At 63.7% G+C, this 18167-nt stretch carries 15 protein-coding genes; 9 read left to right on the top strand and 6 right to left on the bottom strand.

Going from position 1 to position 18167, the window contains the following annotated elements; translation table 11 throughout:
- The first annotated feature begins 171 nt into the window (after positions 1–171).
- From FJ973_RS21915 to FJ973_RS21885, 7 genes are all read left to right on the top strand, one after another.
- A complete protein-coding gene (locus tag FJ973_RS21915; RefSeq protein WP_140496559.1) occupies positions 172–975 on the top strand; it encodes a DeoR/GlpR family DNA-binding transcription regulator in 804 nt (267 codons plus the stop codon).
- 56 nt (positions 976–1031) lie between these two features.
- A complete protein-coding gene (rhaS, locus tag FJ973_RS21910) occupies positions 1032–2027 on the top strand; it encodes a rhamnose ABC transporter substrate-binding protein (RefSeq protein WP_140557657.1) in 996 nt (331 codons plus the stop codon).
- Between the two features lie 81 nt (positions 2028–2108).
- Positions 2109–3650, top strand: coding sequence for a sugar ABC transporter ATP-binding protein (locus FJ973_RS21905; RefSeq protein ID WP_140557656.1), 1542 nt, complete (start codon positions 2109–2111; stop codon positions 3648–3650).
- Positions 3647–4624, top strand: a complete 978-nt coding sequence (locus FJ973_RS21900; RefSeq protein ID WP_140496565.1) for an ABC transporter permease — start codon at positions 3647–3649, stop codon at positions 4622–4624. Before FJ973_RS21905 ends, FJ973_RS21900 begins: the two co-directional genes overlap by 4 nt.
- Positions 4621–5616 carry an ABC transporter permease gene (locus FJ973_RS21895; protein ID WP_140557654.1) on the top strand — a complete coding sequence of 332 codons (996 nt, stop codon included), beginning with the start codon at positions 4621–4623 and terminating at the stop codon, positions 5614–5616. Before FJ973_RS21900 ends, FJ973_RS21895 begins: the two co-directional genes overlap by 4 nt.
- The gene (gene rhaM / locus FJ973_RS21890) at positions 5616–5933 is read left to right on the top strand and encodes an L-rhamnose mutarotase (protein ID WP_140496569.1); all 318 of its coding nucleotides are present in this window, start codon (positions 5616–5618) and stop codon (positions 5931–5933) included. Before FJ973_RS21895 ends, rhaM begins: the two co-directional genes overlap by 1 nt.
- The gene (locus FJ973_RS21885) at positions 5930–7306 is read left to right on the top strand and encodes an FGGY-family carbohydrate kinase (protein ID WP_140557652.1); all 1377 of its coding nucleotides are present in this window, start codon (positions 5930–5932) and stop codon (positions 7304–7306) included. The genes rhaM and FJ973_RS21885 overlap by 4 nt, the downstream gene beginning before the upstream one ends.
- Positions 7307–7322: 16 nt before the next feature.
- Here the strand turns inward: FJ973_RS21885 and FJ973_RS21880 are convergent, their stop codons facing one another.
- Together FJ973_RS21880 and galE are read right to left on the bottom strand one after the other, a co-directional pair.
- Positions 7323–8573 carry a D-amino acid dehydrogenase gene (locus tag FJ973_RS21880; RefSeq protein WP_140496573.1) on the bottom strand — a complete coding sequence of 417 codons (1251 nt, stop codon included), beginning with the start codon at positions 8571–8573 and terminating at the stop codon, positions 7323–7325.
- Positions 8574–8679: 106 nt separating this feature from the next.
- Positions 8680–9675 carry a UDP-glucose 4-epimerase GalE gene (gene galE / locus FJ973_RS21875; RefSeq protein ID WP_140557651.1) on the bottom strand — a complete coding sequence of 332 codons (996 nt, stop codon included), beginning with the start codon at positions 9673–9675 and terminating at the stop codon, positions 8680–8682.
- A 277-nt stretch (positions 9676–9952) separates the two neighbouring features.
- Here galE and hemA point away from each other — a divergent pair, with 277 nt between their 5' ends.
- On the top strand, positions 9953–11230 hold the full coding sequence (gene hemA / locus FJ973_RS21870; protein ID WP_140513285.1) for a 5-aminolevulinate synthase: 1278 nt from the start codon (positions 9953–9955) through the stop codon (positions 11228–11230).
- Between the two features lie 73 nt (positions 11231–11303).
- Here the strand turns inward: hemA and FJ973_RS21865 are convergent, their stop codons facing one another.
- Together FJ973_RS21865 and mscL are read right to left on the bottom strand one after the other, a co-directional pair.
- Entirely contained in the window at positions 11304–12470 is a 1167-nt protein-coding gene (locus FJ973_RS21865; RefSeq protein WP_140523994.1) for a pyridoxal phosphate-dependent aminotransferase, read from the bottom strand.
- Between the two features lie 110 nt (positions 12471–12580).
- Positions 12581–13003, bottom strand: coding sequence for a large conductance mechanosensitive channel protein MscL (gene mscL, locus FJ973_RS21860; RefSeq protein ID WP_140496583.1), 423 nt, complete (start codon positions 13001–13003; stop codon positions 12581–12583).
- A 213-nt stretch (positions 13004–13216) separates the two neighbouring features.
- Between mscL and FJ973_RS21855 the strand changes: the two genes are divergently transcribed.
- Positions 13217–16723: a PAS domain-containing hybrid sensor histidine kinase/response regulator gene (locus tag FJ973_RS21855; protein ID WP_140557649.1), complete on the top strand. Its 3507-nt coding sequence runs from the start codon at positions 13217–13219 to the stop codon at positions 16721–16723.
- Between the two features lie 173 nt (positions 16724–16896).
- On the opposite strand, the gene FJ973_RS21850 is transcribed toward FJ973_RS21855, so the two are convergent.
- Positions 16897–17556 carry a response regulator transcription factor gene (locus tag FJ973_RS21850; protein ID WP_140513279.1) on the bottom strand — a complete coding sequence of 220 codons (660 nt, stop codon included), beginning with the start codon at positions 17554–17556 and terminating at the stop codon, positions 16897–16899.
- A 126-nt stretch (positions 17557–17682) separates the two neighbouring features.
- Positions 17683–18117: a hypothetical protein gene (locus FJ973_RS21845; protein WP_140496589.1), complete on the bottom strand. Its 435-nt coding sequence runs from the start codon at positions 18115–18117 to the stop codon at positions 17683–17685.
- Positions 18118–18167 lie beyond the last annotated feature (50 nt).

Below are 18167 nucleotides of genomic sequence, written 5' to 3'. Positions count from 1 at the left end.
AAGCGCGGACGGTGCGCTCCTCTTTTCGTCGGGAATGTCTACGCAAGGCGTGGCTTTGTCAATCACAAACGATCAACATCAATCATATTGCACTGCACAATGAAATTATATGATCGGAAATGATTGACACTGCGCGATTTCTAATGCCAGATGGCCATGCAGGGAGGAACCATGCACGAAAAAGAGCGCCACAGGATCATTCTGTCCGCCGTCCAGGAAAAGCCTGTGGTGACGGTGCAGGAAATGGTCGACCTGACGGAGTCTTCCGAGGCGACGATCCGGCGCGATATCGCGGCCCTGCACGTGCAAAAGCGACTGCGCCGGGTGCGCGGCGGCGCCGAGGCGATCACGCCGCCACAGTTCATCGGCCTTGCCGGCAGGCCTTTTTCCGTCAACGAGACGCTCAATGCCGCGCAGAAGCGGGCGATAGCGCGGGAAGCGGTGGAACTCTGCAAGGACGGCGAGCCGATCATCATCAACGGCGGCACCACCACCTTCCAGATGGTGCATTTCCTGACCGGCCGCCGCATGCCGATCTTCACCAATTCCTTCCCGATCGCCGAAAGCCTGCTCAAGCACTCCAAGAACACGGTGATGCTGTCCGGCGGCACCATCTACCGCGAGCAGAACATCATCCTGTCGCCCTTCGACAATGACGTGACGCGCAATTTCTACGCGCGCCGCATGTTCATGGGCGCCCAGGGGCTCGGGCCGCTCGGCCTGATGGAAGGCGATCCGCTCTTGATCCAGGCGGAACAGAAGCTGATCGATCAGGCCGACGAGTTGGTGGTGCTGGTCGATTCCTCGAAATTCCGCAAACGCTCCAGCCTGATCCTGTGCGGGCTGTCGCGCATCGCCACCGTCATCACCGACGACGGCATCGAGGACCGCGAGGCAAAGATGCTCGAAACAGCGGGGGTAACGCTGATCGTCGCCCGCAAGTCGGCAAAGGAAGAATCTTCGCTGCAAGCCTGAGACACCCTCACGCCCGCAGCGGCGATGGAATGCAACGCTCAAGGGAGGAGTATTCGATGAGCTTTCTGAAGAAACTGATGGTTACGGCGGCCTTTTCCGCCGCCATGGTCGTGAATGCCGCCTATGCCGAGAACGTCAAGATCGCGCTGGTGGTGAAGTCGCTCGGCAACGGCTTCTTCGACGCCGCCAACAAGGGCGCCGAAGAGGCGGCCAAGGAACTGGGCGATATCGACATCATCTACACCGGCCCGACCAAGGCGACCGCCGAAGCGCAAATCGAGGTGGTCAATTCACTGATCGCGCAAAAGGTCAACGCCATCGCCATCTCGGCCAATGACGCCGACGCGCTGGTGCCGGTGCTGAAGAAGGCCATGGAGCGCGGCATCACCGTCATCTCCTGGGATTCGGGCGTCGCCAAGGAAGGCCGCCAGCTTCACCTCAACCCGTCCGATACCGGCCTGATCGGCGAGACCATCATCAAGCTCGCCGCCGACTATTTGCCTGAGGGCGGCGACGTCGCCATCCTGTCGGCCTCCTCGACCGCGACCAACCAGAACGCCTGGATCGACGCGGCCAAGAAGGTGCTGCCGGAGAAATTTCCGAAGATCAAGCTCGTCGCTACCGTCTATGGCGATGACGACTCGGCCAAGAGCACCGACGAAGCCAAGGGCCTCTTGAAGTCCTATCCGAACCTGAAGGCGATCATCGCGCCGACCACCGTCGGCGTCGTCGCCGCTGCCCAGGTCGTCACCGATGAGAAGCTGATCGGCAAGGTCAACGTCACTGGCCTCGCGCTGCCGTCGGAGTTCAAGAAGTTCATCGACAACGGCGCTTCACAGGCCGTGGCTCTTTGGAACCCGATCGACCTCGGTTACTCCGCCGTCTACCTCGCCCACGATCTGGCGGTGAAGAAGGAAGAGGCCAAGCCCGGCGCGACGCTGTCGATCGGCCGCGTCGGCAAGGTCACGCTCGACGACACCAATTCGGCTGCGATGGCTCCGCCCTTCCAGTTTGACAAGACCAACATCGAGAAGTTCTCCAAGATCTACTGATCCGGAGCTTCAAGCTGACGCGGCGGGGTTCACGCCCCGCCGCAACTTCAAACGCACCTTGTTTCAGGGCTTGATACGACCATGGACACGACAGCCCAACACGGCACGGTGAAGGACGGGCCCCTGGCCTCCACGCCGCGCCTGACGCTGTCCGGCATCTCGAAGAGCTTTCCCGGCGTGCGCGCGCTGCACAATGTCAGCCTCTCGCTCTATCCGGGCCAGGTGACGGCGCTGATCGGCGAGAACGGCGCCGGCAAGTCGACGCTGGTCAAGATCATGACCGGCATCTACCAGCCCGATGCGGGCACGATCAGCATAGACGGGCAGGACGTCACCCTGCCCAGCGCGCACGCCGCCTTCGGCCATGGCGTTACCGCCATCCATCAGGAAACCGTGCTGTTCGACGATCTGACGGTCGCCGAAAACATCTTTCTCGGCCATGCGCCGCGCACCCGCTTTGGCACCATCGACTGGCGCACCATGCGCAGAAATGCGCGCGAAGTGCTCGACACCATGCATGCCCGCCATATCGACGCCGATGCAAGGCTGAAGGACCTCGGCATCGCCAACAAGCATCTCGTTGCCGTGGCGCGGGCCATGTCGATCGACGCGCAGATCGTCATCATGGACGAACCGACGGCCGCCCTTTCGATGAAGGAGATCGAAGAGCTCTTTTTGCTAATCGAGTTCCTCAAGAGCGAAGGCAAGGCGATCCTGTTCATCAGCCACAAGTTCGACGAGATCTACCGCATCGCCGACCGCTACACCGTGTTCCGCGACGGCGAGATGGTCGGCGAAGGGCTGATCAAGGATGCCGCCCAGAACCAGATCGTGCGCATGATGGTGGGACGTGCGGTCGACCACATCTTTCCACAGCGCAAGGCCGAGATCGGCGCGCCGGTGCTGTCGGTCTCCGGCCTGTCGCACCCCACCGAATTCAACGACATCGGTTTCGAGCTGCGCAAAGGCGAGATTCTCGGCTTCTACGGCCTTGTCGGCGCCGGCCGCAGCGAGGTGATGCAGGCGATTTCAGGGATCACTCGCACCTCCGGCGGCACGATCACGCTGGACGGCAAGTCGATCGTGCCGAAATCGGCGGCGGATTCGATCGAGGCCGGCATCGTCTACGTGCCGGAGGAACGCGGCAAGCAAGGCGTGGTGATCGGCCTGCCCATCTTCCAGAATGTTTCTCTCCCGTCGCTGGCACGCACCTCCAAATCCGGCGTGCTGCGGCTGGCGGAGGAATTTTCGCTCGCCCGCTCCTACACCGAGCGGCTCGACCTCAGGGCCTCCTCGCTCAGCCAGGATGTCGGCACGCTGTCGGGCGGCAACCAGCAGAAGATCGTCATTGCCAAATGGCTGGCGACCACGCCCAAGGTCATCATCCTGGACGAGCCGACCAAGGGCATCGACATCGGCTCCAAGGCCGCCGTGCACGGCTTCATGGCCGAGCTGGTGGCGCAAGGCCTGTCGGTTATCATGGTGTCGTCGGAGCTGCCCGAAATCCTCGGCATGTCCGACCGCGTCGTCGTCATGCGCGAGGGCCTTGTCGCGGCCGTCTACGACAACAACGGACTGGACGCCGAGACGCTGGTCCGGACGGCGGCGGGGATTGCGGCATGAAGGCTTTGCTGAAATATCGCGAAATCTGGTTGCTGGCGGCCATTCTCGTGCTGATCGGGCTGATCTCGACGCGTTTTCCCGCCTTCGCCGACCCCGGCAATTTGCGCCAGGTGTTCAACGACACCTCGATCCTGATGATCCTGGCGCTCGGGCAGATGGTGGTCATCCTGACCCGTTCGATCGATCTGTCGATGGCGTCGAACCTCTGTTTCACCGGCATGGTGGTGGCGATGCTGAACGCCGCCCACCCGGCGATCCCGATCCCGCTGCTGATCGTCATCGCGCTGGTCGTCGGCCTGGTGCTCGGCGCCATCAACGGCCTTCTGGTGTGGCGGCTGAACATCCCCTCGATCGTGGTGACATTGGGCACGCTGACCATCTATCGCGGCGCCACCTTCGTCATCTCCGGCGGCGCCTGGGTCAATGCCGACAAGATGAGCCCCGAGTTCATCGGCTTCCAACGCGCGGCCTTACTCGGCATTCCGGTGCTGTCCTGGATCGCCATTCTGGTCATCGCGCTGTTCTTCATCCTGATGACGCGCACCGCGCTCGGCCGCTCGATCTATGCCATCGGCGTCAATCCTACGGCGTCGGTTTATGCCGGCATCGATGTCGGGCGGACGAAATTCATCGTCTTCTGCATCTCCGGCATGATCGGCGGGCTCGCCGGCTATCTCTGGATCTCACGCTACGTGATCGCCTCGGTCGAGGTCGCCAATGGCTACGAGCTCAACATCATCGCCGCTTGCGTCATCGGCGGCATCTCGATTGCCGGCGGCATCGGTTCGGTCGGGGGCGCGGTGTTGGGGGCGCTGTTCCTGGGCATCATCTCCAACGCGCTGCCGGTCATCAACATCTCGCCCTTCTGGCAGATGGCGATTTCGGGCAGCGCCATCATCCTCGCCGTCGTGCTCAACGCGCGCGGCGAACGCCAGCAGGGCCGCATCATCCTGAGAAAAATGGAGGCGGCATGAGCGACGTCCCTGCCCCGCGCCACATTCCGGACCGGCTCGACAAGCCGTTTCGTTCGGCGATCTTTTCCTGGGAAGCGCTGCTGGTCGTGGTGGCCCTCGCCATCTTCGCCATCAACAGCTTCGCCTCGCCCTATTTCCTCGACCCCTATTCGCTGTCGGACCTGACCTTCAACTTCACCGAGAAGGGCCTGATCGCCTTCGCCATGGCGCTGCTGATCATTTCGGGCGAGATCGACCTGTCGGTCGCCGCCATCATCGCGCTGGCCTCGACCATGATGGGCATGGCGGTGCAGGCCGGCGCCGGAACGCCGGTGCTGGTGGCGATCGGCATCGTCGTCGGGCTCGGCTGCGGCGCCTTCAACGGCCTGCTGGTCACGAGGCTTGGCCTGCCCTCGATCGTCGTCACCATCGGCACGATGAGCCTGTTTCGAGGCATCGCCTTCATCATCCTCGGCGACCAGGCCTACAAGGGTTATCCCGAGAGCTTCGCCTTCTTCGGCCAGGGTTACGTCCGGTGGGTGGTGTCGTTCGAATTGGTGCTCTTTCTCATCGCCGCCGTCGTCTACTGGTTCGTGCTGCACCGCACGAGTTTCGGCCGCCGCGTCTTCGCCATCGGCAACAATCCGGTCGCGGCACAGTTTTCCGGCGTGCGTGTCGGCCGCATCAAGTTCATCCTGTTCTGCCTGACCGGGCTGATGTCCGGCATCGCCTCTGTGCTGATCACCTCCCGGCTCGGTTCGACCCGTCCCTCGATCGCGCAGGGCTATGAGCTGGAAGTCATCACCATGGTGGTGCTTGGCGGCGTCAGCATCCTTGGCGGCGCAGGCAGCATTGTCGGCGTCGTGCTCGCCGCCTTCATCATGGGGCTGGTGACCTTCGGGCTCGGCCTGCTCAACGTGCCCGGCATCGTCATGTCGATCTTCATCGGCCTGCTCCTGATCATCGTCATCGCGCTGCCGATCGTCTGGCGGCGGCTGCGCGGGGGACACTGATGGCCGAAAAATACGCGTTCAAGATGATGCTCAAGCCCGGCATGAAGGCGGAATACAAGAAGCGTCACGACGAGATATGGCCATCGCTGGTCGCGCTGTTGAAGCAGGCCGGGGTTTCCGACTATTCCATCCATCTCGACGAGGAGACCAACATCCTGTTCGGCGTGCTGTGGCGGCGGGACGACCATGGCATGGCCGACCTGCCGAAGCATCCGGTGATGCAGCGCTGGTGGGCAGACATGGCCGACCTCATGGAGACCAGGCCTGACAATGAGCCGGTGGCCGTGCCCCTGGAAACCATGTTCCACATGGCATGAGTGCCCCGCGCCACATCGCCGTCATCGACATCGGCAAGACCAACGCCAAGGTGGCGCTGGTCGACCTCGCCACGCTGCGCGAGGTCTCGCTGCGCCGAGTGGCGAACGCGCCGGTGCGGCAAGCCCGCTACCCGCATCACGACGTCGAGGCGCTGTGGGCCTTCATCCTCGACAGTCTTGCCGATCTCAACCGCGAACAGACCATCGACGCCGTTTCGATCACTACCCATGGCGCGACGGGCGCTCTGGTTGAGGCCTCCGGCGAACTGGTGTTGCCCGTGCTCGACTACGAATTCGACGGCCCCGAGGAACTCGCGGCCGAGTATGACGCGATCCGTCCGCCCTTCGCTGAAACCGGCACGCCGCGGCTGCCGCTCGGCCTCAATCTCGGCGCGCAATTCTTCTGGCAGCAGAAGCGCTTTCCGACGGAATTCGCCAGGGCAACGGCGATGTTGATGTATCCCCAATATTGGGCGCTGCGGCTGACCGGCATCGCCGCCAACGAGGTGACCTCGCTCGGCTGCCACACCGATCTGTGGAACCCGTGGAAAGCGGATTTTTCGGCAATGATCGACCGCCTCGGTTGGCGCGCGTTGATGGCGCCGGTGCGGCCGGCAAGGGACCGGCTCGGCCCGCTCCTGCCGGCGCTTGCCGAGCGAACGGGGCTCGATCCGCGGACGCCTGTGTTCTGCGGCCTGCACGATTCCAACGCCTCGCTGTTGCCGCATCTTCTCGCCGACGCGCCGCCTTTCAGCGTCGTCTCGACCGGCACCTGGGTGGTGTCGATGTCGGTCAGCGGCAGATCGGTGGCGCTCGATCCGGCGCGTGATACGCTGGTCAACGTCAACGCGCTGGGCGATCCCGTGCCATCGGCGCGCTTCATGGGCGGCCGCGAATTTTCCGTGCTGACGGATGATCAGCCGGAGAACTGGACCGAAGACGATGTCGGGGCCGTGCTGGCAAAAAGGACGCTGCTGCTGCCATCGACACAACAGGGGTCGGGACCGTTCCCGCATCATGCGGCGGCGTGGCTCAACGCTGACGGCATGAATAGCGGCCAGCGCTTTGCCGCCATCTCTTTCTATCTGGCGCTGATGTCGGCGACCTGCCTCGATCTGATCGGCGCCGACGGCCCGACCATTGTCGAAGGCCCTTTCGCCCGCAACCGGCTCTTTGTCGGCATGCTGGCGGCGGCGACCGCCAGAAGCGTCGTCGCCTCCGAAGCCGCGACCGGCACCAGCATCGGCGCCGCGTTGCTGGCATCGGACAAGGCTGAGGCGCATGGCAAGGGCTTGAGACAAGAACCGCCGGTCGACCCCGCCTTGACGGATTATGCAAGCACCTGGCGTGCGGCGGTCGAAGGGCGGGGCTAACTACGGATCCGCTTGCCTAATCTTCATAGACCAGCCCCTGTGGATCGATTTCGGGCTTTCGGCCGGCGACGAGGTCGGCGAGGAATTTGCCCGAGCCGCAGGCCATGGTCCATCCGACATGGCCGTGGCCGGTGTCGAGATAGAGATTTTTGTAGCGGGCCCGGCCGATGACCGGCACGGAATTGGGCATCATCGGCCGCAGGCCCGCCCAGAACATGGCCTTCTTCTCGTCGAAGGCGCCAGGGAAAAGATCCTTGCCGGTGCTGATGATGGTGTTGAAGTCAGCGGGCTTGAAGCTTCGGTCAAAGCCGGTGAACTCGGCCGTCGAGGACATCCGCAAGCGGTTGCCCAGCCTGGAATAGCCGATCAGCCGGTCCTCGTCGGCGCCACCCATAGTCGGCCCCTTGCTTTCGTCCTCCAGGGGGATCGTCGCGGTATAGCCTTTCACCGGATAAACCGGCAGGTCGATGCCGTAGCGGCGGCCGAGTAGGCCGCTTTCCGGGCCCATTGCGATGACAACCGCATCGCCGGCCACCGGGCCTGACGAGGTGATGACGGCCCGCACCCTGTCGCCTTCGATATCGAAACCTTCGACCGTGGTGCCGAACCGGAACTCGGCGCCAAGCCTCTCGGTCGCATAGGCGGCGAGCCTGTCGACAAACAGTTTGGAATCGCCAGTCTGGTCAGTGGGCGAATAAACCCCGCCGGCTATCTTGTCCTTCACCCCGGCAAGCCCCGGCTCCAGTTCGACCAGCCGGTCGCGCCCGACGATCTCGATCGGCAAGCCATGCTCGGCAAGATAGCGATAATTGTCGGTCCCGGTGTCGAGACTCTTCTGCGAGCGGAAGAAGTAGAGGATGCCCTTCTTGCGCTCGTCATAGTGGATGCCGGTCGCCTCCGACAGCGCATTGATGCAGTCGCGCGAATAGAGCGCGAGCCGCAGCTTGATGTCGGTGTTGGCGCGCAGGCGCGCCACCGTGCACTGGCGCAGGAAGCGCAGGCTCCAGGCGAGAAAATAGGGATCGAAGCGCAGTCGCACCTTGATGCCGAGATCGTGGTTGTAGAGCCCGCGCAGGAAGGTCTTCAGCGCCGCCGGGGAAGCCCAGGCGGTGGCATCGCCCGGCGACACCAGCCCGGCATTCGACTGGCTGGTGCCCCGCGCCGGCGCCGGATGACGCTCGATGACGGTGACCTCATGGCCGTCGCTCGCCAGATAGTAGGCGGCCGCCGTGCCGACGACGCCGGCCCCGAGCACCGTTATCTTCATGTCGTCCCCCCAAAAAAGGTCGAACCGGGCAGCGCGCTTCCGCACCCTCCGCGAACGCTTCCATAGCGCTTCGCGGAGCGGCTTGCGAGCCCTTGGGAAAACCCGCTCAACCGCGTGCGGAATTCTTCCCCGTCAGGATACGCTCCCAGGCGAGCGCATCTGCAACGATCTGGTCGAGATCGTCGCGTTGCGGCGTCCAGCCGAGTTCCGTCCGGGCGAGATCGGAATTGGCAACCACCGCGGCGGCGTCACCGGGGCGGCGCTCGCCCGTCCTGACCTCGAAATCATGGCCGAAGGCGCGGCGCACGCTCTCGATCACCTCCAGCACCGAGTAGCCGTGGCTGTAGCCGCAATTGGCGACGAGGCTCGCGCCCCCGGCGCGCAGCCGCTCAAGGGCCAGGCGATGCGCCGCGGCCAGGTCGCTGACATGGATATAATCGCGCATGCAGGTGCCGTCGGGCGTCGGATAATCGGTGCCGTACACCTGCATGAACGGCCGCTTGCCGAGCGCCGTCTCGCAAGCGACCTTGATCAGATGCGTGGCGCCCGGCGTCGACTGGCCGGTGCGCCCCCTGGGATCGGCGCCCGCGACGTTGAAATAGCGCAGCGCCGTATAGCGCAGGCCATGCGCGATCGCCGCATCGCGCAGCATCCATTCGCTCATCAGCTTGGAGAGGCCGTAGGGTGATTCCGGCGCCAGGCGGGCATCCTCGCGCACCGGTTCCAGCCCAGCGCCGCCATAGACGGCGGCGGTCGAGGAGAAGATGAAGTTCGGTACGCACTCGCGCACCGCCGTTTCGATCAGCGTGCGCGTCTTGCAGGTGTTGTTCTCGTAGTAGCCGAGCGGATCGGCGACGGATTCGGGAACGACGATCGAGCCCGCGAAATGGATGATCGCGTCGACATTGTTGTCGCGGATGATGGAGCCGACCAATTCCTTGTCGGCGACGTCGCCGACGACCAGCTTTGCCTCCGGTGCCACCGCCCATTCGAAACCGGTCGAAAGCCGGTCGAGAACGACCACGCTTTCGCCCGCATCCAGCAATTCCCAGACCATATGGCTGCCGATATAGCCGGCGCCGCCTGTCACCAAAACCGTCATTCCGCGTCCTCGCATTCAAGATCTATCGGAAACTGTCTCAACACCCGCTCTACTGGAAAGCCCGCCCCATGACCAATAAAACCCTGCGTAACCGACTTGGCCGGCATATGGCATCATGTCGAAACAAAAGCGCCCTACAGGCCGTTATCGCCAGGAAATAGGCCATGATCCGCCCCTCGTTAGGAACAGGTGCGGGGCGTGGCATTTTGACCAAAACGGGCCGGTGGACGGCCAATCGGGCAATGATTATGATCCAGCGCAAAACTGGGAAGCCGACATGAATTATCAGCGGTTCTTCGAGGACGCGATCGACCAGCTCCATGCGGAACGACGCTACCGCGTCTTTGCCGACCTCGAGCGCATAGCGGGCAAATTTCCGCGTGCCATCTGGCGCGCCAACGGCCGCGCAGAGGAAATCACCGTCTGGTGCTCCAACGACTATCTCGGCATGGGCCAGCACCCGGATGTCATCGCAGCGTTTCAGAACGCGGCGGGCCGGATGGGTTCGGGCGCCGGCGGCACCCGCAACATCTCCGGCACCAGCAATCCGCTGGTCGAACTCGAGCATGAGCTCGCCGACCTGCACGACAAGGAAGCCGCGCTGGTCTTCACCTCCGGTTTTGTCTCCAACGAGGCCTCGATCTCGACCATCGCGCGGCTTTTGCCCAACTGCCTGATCATCTCGGACGAGTTGAACCATGCCTCGATGATCGAAGGCGTGCGGCGCTCGGGCGCGGAAAAGAAGATTTTTCGCCACAACGATGTCGCGCACCTGGAAAGCCTGCTGCAGGCGGCGGGCCGCGAACGCGCCAAGCTGATCGTGTTCGAGAGCGTCTATTCGATGGATGGCGATATCGCGCCGATCAGAGAGATCGTCGACCTCGCCGAGCGCTATAACGCCATGACCTATATCGACGAGGTCCACGCCGTGGGCATGTATGGTCCGCGCGGCGGCGGCATCACCGAGCGGGAAGGCCTCGCCGACCGCATCGACATCATCGAGGGCACGCTCGCCAAGGCTTTCGGCACGCTGGGCGGCTACATCACCGGCACGAGCGCTGTCATCGACGCCGTGCGCTCCTATGCGCCGGGCTTCATCTTCACCACCGCGCTGCCGCCGGCCATCGCCGCCGCTGCCACTACCTCGATCCGTCATCTCAAGCGCTCGCAGGCCGAGCGCGACGCCCAGCAGCAGCAGGCGACGCGGACCAAGCAGATCCTCTCCGCCGCCGGCCTCCCGGTGATGGAATCGGCGACCCACATCGTGCCAGTGCTGGTTGGCGACCCCGAGCTTTGCAAGATGGCAAGCGACCGGCTGCTCGGCGTGCACGGCATCTACATCCAGCCGATCAACTATCCGACCGTGCCGCGCGGCACGGAGCGGCTGCGCATCACGCCGACGCCGTTCCATTCGGATGCGCTGATCGCCGAGCTGCAGGACGCCCTGGTCGAGACCTGGGACGCGCTCGGCATTTCCTATGGTTCAGCAGGACGACCTTCCGTGGCCAAGACCGACCGGATCATTCCCCTGCTGGTGCCCAAGTCAGGCGGCTGAAGCCGTTTGAAACTCCACTCCGGCGGCCGTCTGGCGCGCCGGAGCGACTTTCAATTCGGGCTTCGTCAACCTCTCAAACAGCCGTCATCCACTTCGCCAGCCGGTGCGCCGCCTCCTCGAGCTGGTCGAGGCGGCGGTGGAAGCACAGCCTGAGGAAGGCTTCGCCGCCCGGGCCGAAGGCCGTGCCCGGCGCCAGGCCGACATTGGCCTTGTCGACGATCTCGAAGGCGGCGCTGCGCGAATCGGTGATGCCGTCCACCCTGAAGAACAGATAGAAAGCACCTTGCGGCACAGTGAACCGGGCGCGGTCGGTGGCGCCGAGAATGCCGCAGACCAGATCGCGCGCCTTTCTTGCCCTCTCCACCTGTCCGGCGACGAAGACATCGCCTTCATCGAGCGCCGCGACCGCGCCGCGCTGCATGAACTGGGCGACACCTGAATTCGAATACTGGATCAGGTTCTCGAACACCTGCTGCAAGCTCGGATGGGTCTTGATCCAGCCGACGCGCCAGCCGGTCATCGCCCAGTTCTTGGAGAAGCTGTTCACGAACAGGATGCGGTCCTCTGCGGTCGCGATGTCGAGGAAGGACGGCGCGCGGCCTTGGCCATAGTGGAACAGCGAATAGATCTCGTCGGCGATGATCCAAAGGCCATTTGCCCGGGCGAGATCGAGAATGGCGCGCAAAGTCTCGTGGTCGGCGGTCCAGCCGGTCGGATTGGACGGCGTGTTGATGAACAGCGCCCTGGTCCGGGGCGTGATGGCGGCCGCGATCTTCTCGACATCGCACGACCAGCCATTGCCGGATTGGTCGAGCGTGACCGGCACCGGCACGGCACCGGCGATGGCGGCGGCGGCGTCGAAATTCGGCCAGGCGGGCGACAGATAGATCACCTCGTCGCCGGCACCGGCGAGCGCGTCGAGCGCAAGCTGGATCGCATGCATGCCCGAGCCGGTGACGATGAATTCGTCCTCGGCGAAGTGTTTGCCGAAATGCCTCTGGTAATAGCGGGCAAGCGCCTGCCTGAGATCGGGGATGCCCCTCTGCCAGGTGTAGAACGTCTCGCCGCCGGCCAGCGCCTTCGACGCGGCATCGGTGATGAAGGACGGCGTCGGCAGATCGCCCTCGCCGGCCCAGAGCGGGATCAAGCCGTCGCGCAGCCTGCCATAGTTGACGACGGCGACGATACCGCTTTCAGGCGCAGCCAGGGCCTCGGGGCGCAGGTTCTGGATCAGGGTCATGGGCAGGTCCGTTCGAACAGGGATAGCATGCCGGCTGTTCTACTACGGGCGAAAGCAAAAAACCCCGGCCGTGAACGACCGGGGTTTTGGTCCAGAAGAACCTGATGTCTTTATCTCCTGGCGAGCAGATCGCGGATTTCGGTCAGAAGCTGCACATCGGCAGGCGGCGGCGCGGCGGCAGGCGCGGGCTTTTCGGCCTCCAGGCGCCTGCGCAGGTTGTTCACCGCCTTGACCATCAAGAAGATGATGAATGCGAGGATGAGAAAGTTCAGCACGACGGTGATGAAGCTGCCATAGGCGAAGACGGCGCCCTCTTTCTTTGCCTCCGCCAGCGTGCCCGAGTGGACGTTCGAGGACAGTCCGAAGAAGTAGTTGTTGAAGTCCAACCCACCGAAAATCGCGCCCACGATCGGCATGATGATGTCGTTGACAAGGGAATCGACGATCCTGCCGAAAGCAGCGCCGATGATGACGCCGACGGCCAGGTCCATCACATTGCCCTTGGAAATGAATTCCTGGAATTCTTTCAGCATTTCGACCCTCCTTGCCATGATCGGCCGCGTTCTCCAGCGCCGGCCAAGCCCACAATAGCAAAAACCTCCGGTTGCAAAACCGGAAAAAGGGCCAAGGCACCGGTTTGTTTTTACCCGCATCATCAGACGTCCATGCGCCGATGGACTCAGCTTCCAAGCTGTGGTTGCGTGCGGTGAGCGGGCGTCGAGCCGGCCAGGGAGGAAGCGCGAGCCGTGCAGGGCTTGTTCATCGTTGTCATCGCGATCGCTTATGTGACGCTTCTGTTCGCCATCGCCAGCCTTGGCGACCGCCGCTCGGCCAGCTCCGGGCCCGGTCGCGCACGTCCGTTCATCTACGCGCTCAGCCTGGCCATCTATTGCACCTCCTGGACGTTTTTCGGTTCTGTCGGCCTGTCTTCCGAGCGCGGCCTGGAGTTCCTCGGCATCTACACCGGCCCGGTGCTGGTGTTCGTGTTCGGTTTTCCCTTGCTCAACCGTCTCGTGCGGCTGGCCAAGACCGAGAAGATCACCTCGATCGCCGACTTCCTCGGCGCGCGCTATGGCAAGAGCTTCACCGTGGCCGCCATCGCCACGCTGATCGCGACCATCGGCGCGGTGCCCTATATCGCGCTGCAGCTGAAGGCGATCTCCGGTTCCGTCAGCCTGATGGTCGAGCATTACACCGGTTCGCCGCCCTCGTTCGATCCTTTCGTCAGCGACATCTCGCTGGTGGTCGCCATGCTGCTGGCGCTGTTCGCGGTGCTGTTCGGCACGCGCCACGCCGACGCCACCGAGCACCAGGACGGGCTGGTGCTGGCGGTGGCGGTCGAAACCGTGGTCAAGCTTGCCGCCTTCCTGGCGATCGGCCTGATGGTCACTTTCCTGATCTTCGGCGGGCCCGGCGACATGTTCGGCAAGCTGGCCGAAAACGGCCAGGTGCGGCAGGCGATGAGCTATTCGACGTCACTCGCCACCTGGCTGGTGCTGACCTGCCTGAGTGGCTTCGCCATCATCCTTCTGCCCCGGCAGTTCTACGTCACCATCGTCGAGAACCGCAGCGAGGCGGAACTGCGCACCGCGACATGGGTGTTTCCGCTCTATCTGGTGGCGATCAACCTGTTCGTGCTGCCGATCGCCTTCGCCGGACTGTCGCTGGTCGGCACGAAGACGAGCAGCGACCTATATGTGCTGTCGCTGCCCTTGTTCGGCGGTCACGATTTCCTGGCCATGGCTGCCTTCATCGGCGGCCTGTCGGCGGCCACCGCCATGGTCATCGTCGAGAGCGTGGCGCTGTCGATCATGATCTCCAACGACCTCATCATCCCGCTGTTCGTGCGGCGGCTGCTGAGGACGACGTCTTCCGAAAACGAGGACTGGTCGACGCTCATCCTCAACGTGCGGCGGGCATCGATCTTCATCATGCTTTTCATCGCCTTCCTCTACTATCGCGAGAGCACCGACAGCGCGCGGCTGTCGTCGATCGGCCTGATGTCGTTCGCGGCGATCGCGCAATTCGCGCCGGCGCTGATCGGCGGGCTGATCTGGCGCGGCGCCAATGGCAGGGGCGCGGCCCTCGGCATGGTCGCCGGCATCCTGATCTGGGGCTACACGCTGCTGTTGCCGTCGCTCGTCGCGCCCGAAACCGGCATATTGGTGCATGGCCTGTTCGGCTTCGAGGCGCTGCGGCCGCAGGCGCTGTTCGGCACCGTCGCGGAGCCGTTGAACCACGGCGTGCTGTGGAGCCTGTCGATCAACGCACTGTTTTTCGTGCTGGGCTCGCTGTCGCGCGCCGCGGTGCCGCTGGAGCGCATCCAGGCGTCGATCTTCGTGCCGCGCGAAGCCGGGCCGATGCCCAGCCTGCGCCGTTTCCGTACCGCCGTCACCGTCAACGACCTGAAGGACACCATCGCGCGCTATCTCGGCGTGCAGCGCACCGAGCGGTCGTTCCAGTCCTTCGAAAAGACCACCAACGTCATCCTGCATGGCAATGAGCAAGCCAGCATGGACGTCATCCGCTTTTCCGAGCAGCTTTTGGCCAGCGCCGTCGGCTCTTCGTCGGCGCGGCTGATCCTGTCGCTGCTGTTTCGCCGCCACGACCGCGAATCCAGGGATGCCTTCCGGCTGCTCGACGACGCCACGGAAGCGTTGCAACACAATCGCGACCTGTTGCAGATCGCGCTCGACCAGATGGAACAGGGCATCACCGTCTTCGACCGGGATTTCCGGCTGATCTGCTGGAACCGCCAGTACCGCGAGCTGTTCGACCTGCCCGACGACATGGGCCAGGTCGGCGTCTCGCTCGACCAGATCCTGCGCCATCTGGCGGAGCGCGGCGATATCCCGACCGACCAGCGGGTGACGATGCTCAACCGGCTGACCAGCTTCGTCAGCCCCTGGCAGATGGAACTGAAGACCAGCGGCCGGATCCTGGAGCTGCGCTCCAACCCGATGCCGGACGGCGGCATCGTCGCCACCTATGCCGACATTTCCGGCCGCGTCGAGCAGGACCTGGCGCTGAAGCGGGCGAACGAGTCGCTGGAACAGCGGGTGAAGACCCGCACCATCGAACTGACCAGGGTCAACGAGGAGTTGACCCGGGTCAACGAGGAACTGGCGCAGGCGCAGATGCTTGCCGAGGAGGCCAATCTGGGCAAGACGCGCTTCCTCGCCGCGGCCGGCCACGACATCCTTCAACCGCTCAACGCCGCCAGGCTCTACTGCTCGTCGTTGATCGAAAAGGCCGGCAAGGGCCCGGCCGGCAAGGCCGCGGTCAATATCGACTCCTCGCTGGAATCGGTCGAGACCATTCTGGGCGCCGTGCTCGACATTTCCCGCCTCGATGCCGGTGCCATGAAACCGGACGACACGGCCTTCAACCTAGACGCATTGCTGCGCCAGATCGGCAATGATTTCCGGCCGCTTGCCGCGGAAAAGCAACTCAAGCTGACGATCATGCCCTCGTCGCTGACAGTGATGACGGATCGCAACCTGTTGCGCCGCCTGATCCAGAACCTCGTTTCCAATGCCATCAAATACACACGTCACGGCCGCATCCTGGTTGGCGTGCGGCGGCGCGGCGAACTGGCGGAAATCCAGGTGATCGATACTGGCATCGGCATTGCCGGCGACAAGCTGAACACGGTGTTTCGCGAATTCACCCGGCTGGACGAAGGCGCGCGCGAGGCCGAAGGCCTCGGCCTCGGCCTTTCGATCGTCGATCGCATCGCGCGGGTGCTGAGGCTTGAGATCCGTATTTTCTCCAATCCGGGCAAGGGCACGCGCTTTTCCGTCATCCTGCCGGTGGCGGCCGTGCAGGAACCGAAACGCGAGGTCGAAACCAGGGCGCCGGCCCGCGCGGCGGCTTCGCTGGCCGGCCTGAGCGTGCTGTGTATCGACAACGACGCCCGCATCCTCGAAGGCATGCGGCTGCTGCTCGAAGGCTGGGGCTGCGCCGTCGAGACCGTGTCCGGCACAACGAACCTGGATACCGCGATCCGCCGCCCGGACATTGTCCTTGCCGACTATCATCTCGATGGCGAAACCGGCCTCGACGCCATCGTCGGGCTGCGAGCGATCCACGGCGACGACCTGCCCGCCGTGCTGGTCACCGCCGACCGTTCCAACGAGGTACGCACCGCAGCGGCCGGGCTCGACGTCCCGGTGATCAACAAGCCGCTCAAACCGGCCGTGCTGCGCTCGATGATGGCCAGGGTCAGGCCGCTGGCGCCGGCGGCGGAGTAACTGTCAGATCTGCTTCATTTCGGCCCCGCCGACGGCGCCCAGGCTTCGAGATAGGCGCAAAACATGTCGGCCATCGCTTCGGCATGGCTTCTATCTCTGCCGACGGGCGAGGCGTTTCCGAAAAACTGGTCGCCGGGCCGACATCCGCATAACCATCCGCCAGGTTCGGGCGCTCAGCTCACCGGCTGCAGCGGATCGCTGCCGATCTTGGACAGCAGGATCACCGCCTGGGTGCGGCTGTCGACGCCGAGCTTCTGCAATATCGCCGAGACATGCGCCTTGATCGTCGCCTCTGAGACGCCGAGCTCATAGGCGATCTGCTTGTTGAGAAGGCCTTCCGCCAGCATGCCGAGCACGCGGGTTTGCTGCGGCGTGAGCGCCTGCAAGCGCTTGATCAGGTCCGATATTTCGGGATCGCGCTCGACACCGAGATCGATGCCGGCCGGTGCCGCGATATCGCCCGCAAGGACCGATCGCACGGCGTCGCGGATTTCCTCCATGCTGGCCGATTTGGAGATGAAACCGGACGCGCCGAGGTCGAGCGCGCGCCGGATGGTCGCCGGGTCGTCATGGGCGGAGACCACCACCAGCGGCGCCGCCGGATGGATGCCGCGCAACGAGATCAGGCCGGAAAGGCCGCTCGCGCCCGGCATCGACAGGTCGAGCAGCACCAGATCGACCTCCTCGTTGGCCACGACCAGCGCCTTGGCGCTTTCGAAATCGCCGGCTTCGTGAATAGCGGTGACATTGCCGATGCCGGCAAGCGCTTCGCGCAACGCACCGCGAAACAGCGGGTGATCGTCGGCGATGACGAAAGAATAGCCTGATGGCAAATATCCCTCCCCGGATCCCTTGATGGTCTTCTGTTTTCTCGGGACCTGATGCAACGATTATGAGGCGCTTCGCGCTGTTTTCAAGCAGCAAAGCCGGCGCACCGGATTTCCCCAGACGGCCTGTCTTCAGGTCTTCTGCGAGTTGGGTTTGGCGCCGTCGCCGCTGTCCTTGTCCATATCCTTGACGATGCCCATGAAGCCCTTCAGGAAACGCTCCATGTAGCTCATCGTCTTGTTGAAATCCTCCTCGCTCGGCAATGTCGATTCGAGGCGGGCCGAGAGCGAATTCTCGAGCCTGGTGACGCGCTCGTCCATGGCTTTCATCGAAGTTTGCAGGCGATCGACCTCGTCCTGGAAGGCAGCGCGTTCATCGGCCGCCATCTTGCAGACGAGTTGGCCGGAGCGCTCCTCGCAGATCGACATCGCGCCTGTCTGCGTGTCCATGCGGACATAGCCGTTGGCGGATTTCTCCAGACGATAGCGGTCGGTCTCCTCGGAAAAGGCGGACGCCGCGACCAGCGAAACGAGCGCGGCGGGGATCAAGATGTGCTGCAGACGCATGTTGTCCTCCATGGCCAAAGCCTGAGATATCGCATGTTTGCGCCGGAAAT

The organism is Mesorhizobium sp. B2-1-3 (assembly GCF_006442495.1).
In the GTDB taxonomy this organism is placed as follows: domain Bacteria; phylum Pseudomonadota; class Alphaproteobacteria; order Rhizobiales; family Rhizobiaceae; genus Mesorhizobium.
The sequence above is the reverse complement of the archived record's forward strand: the minus strand, read 5'-3'. Positions and strand labels throughout refer to the sequence as shown.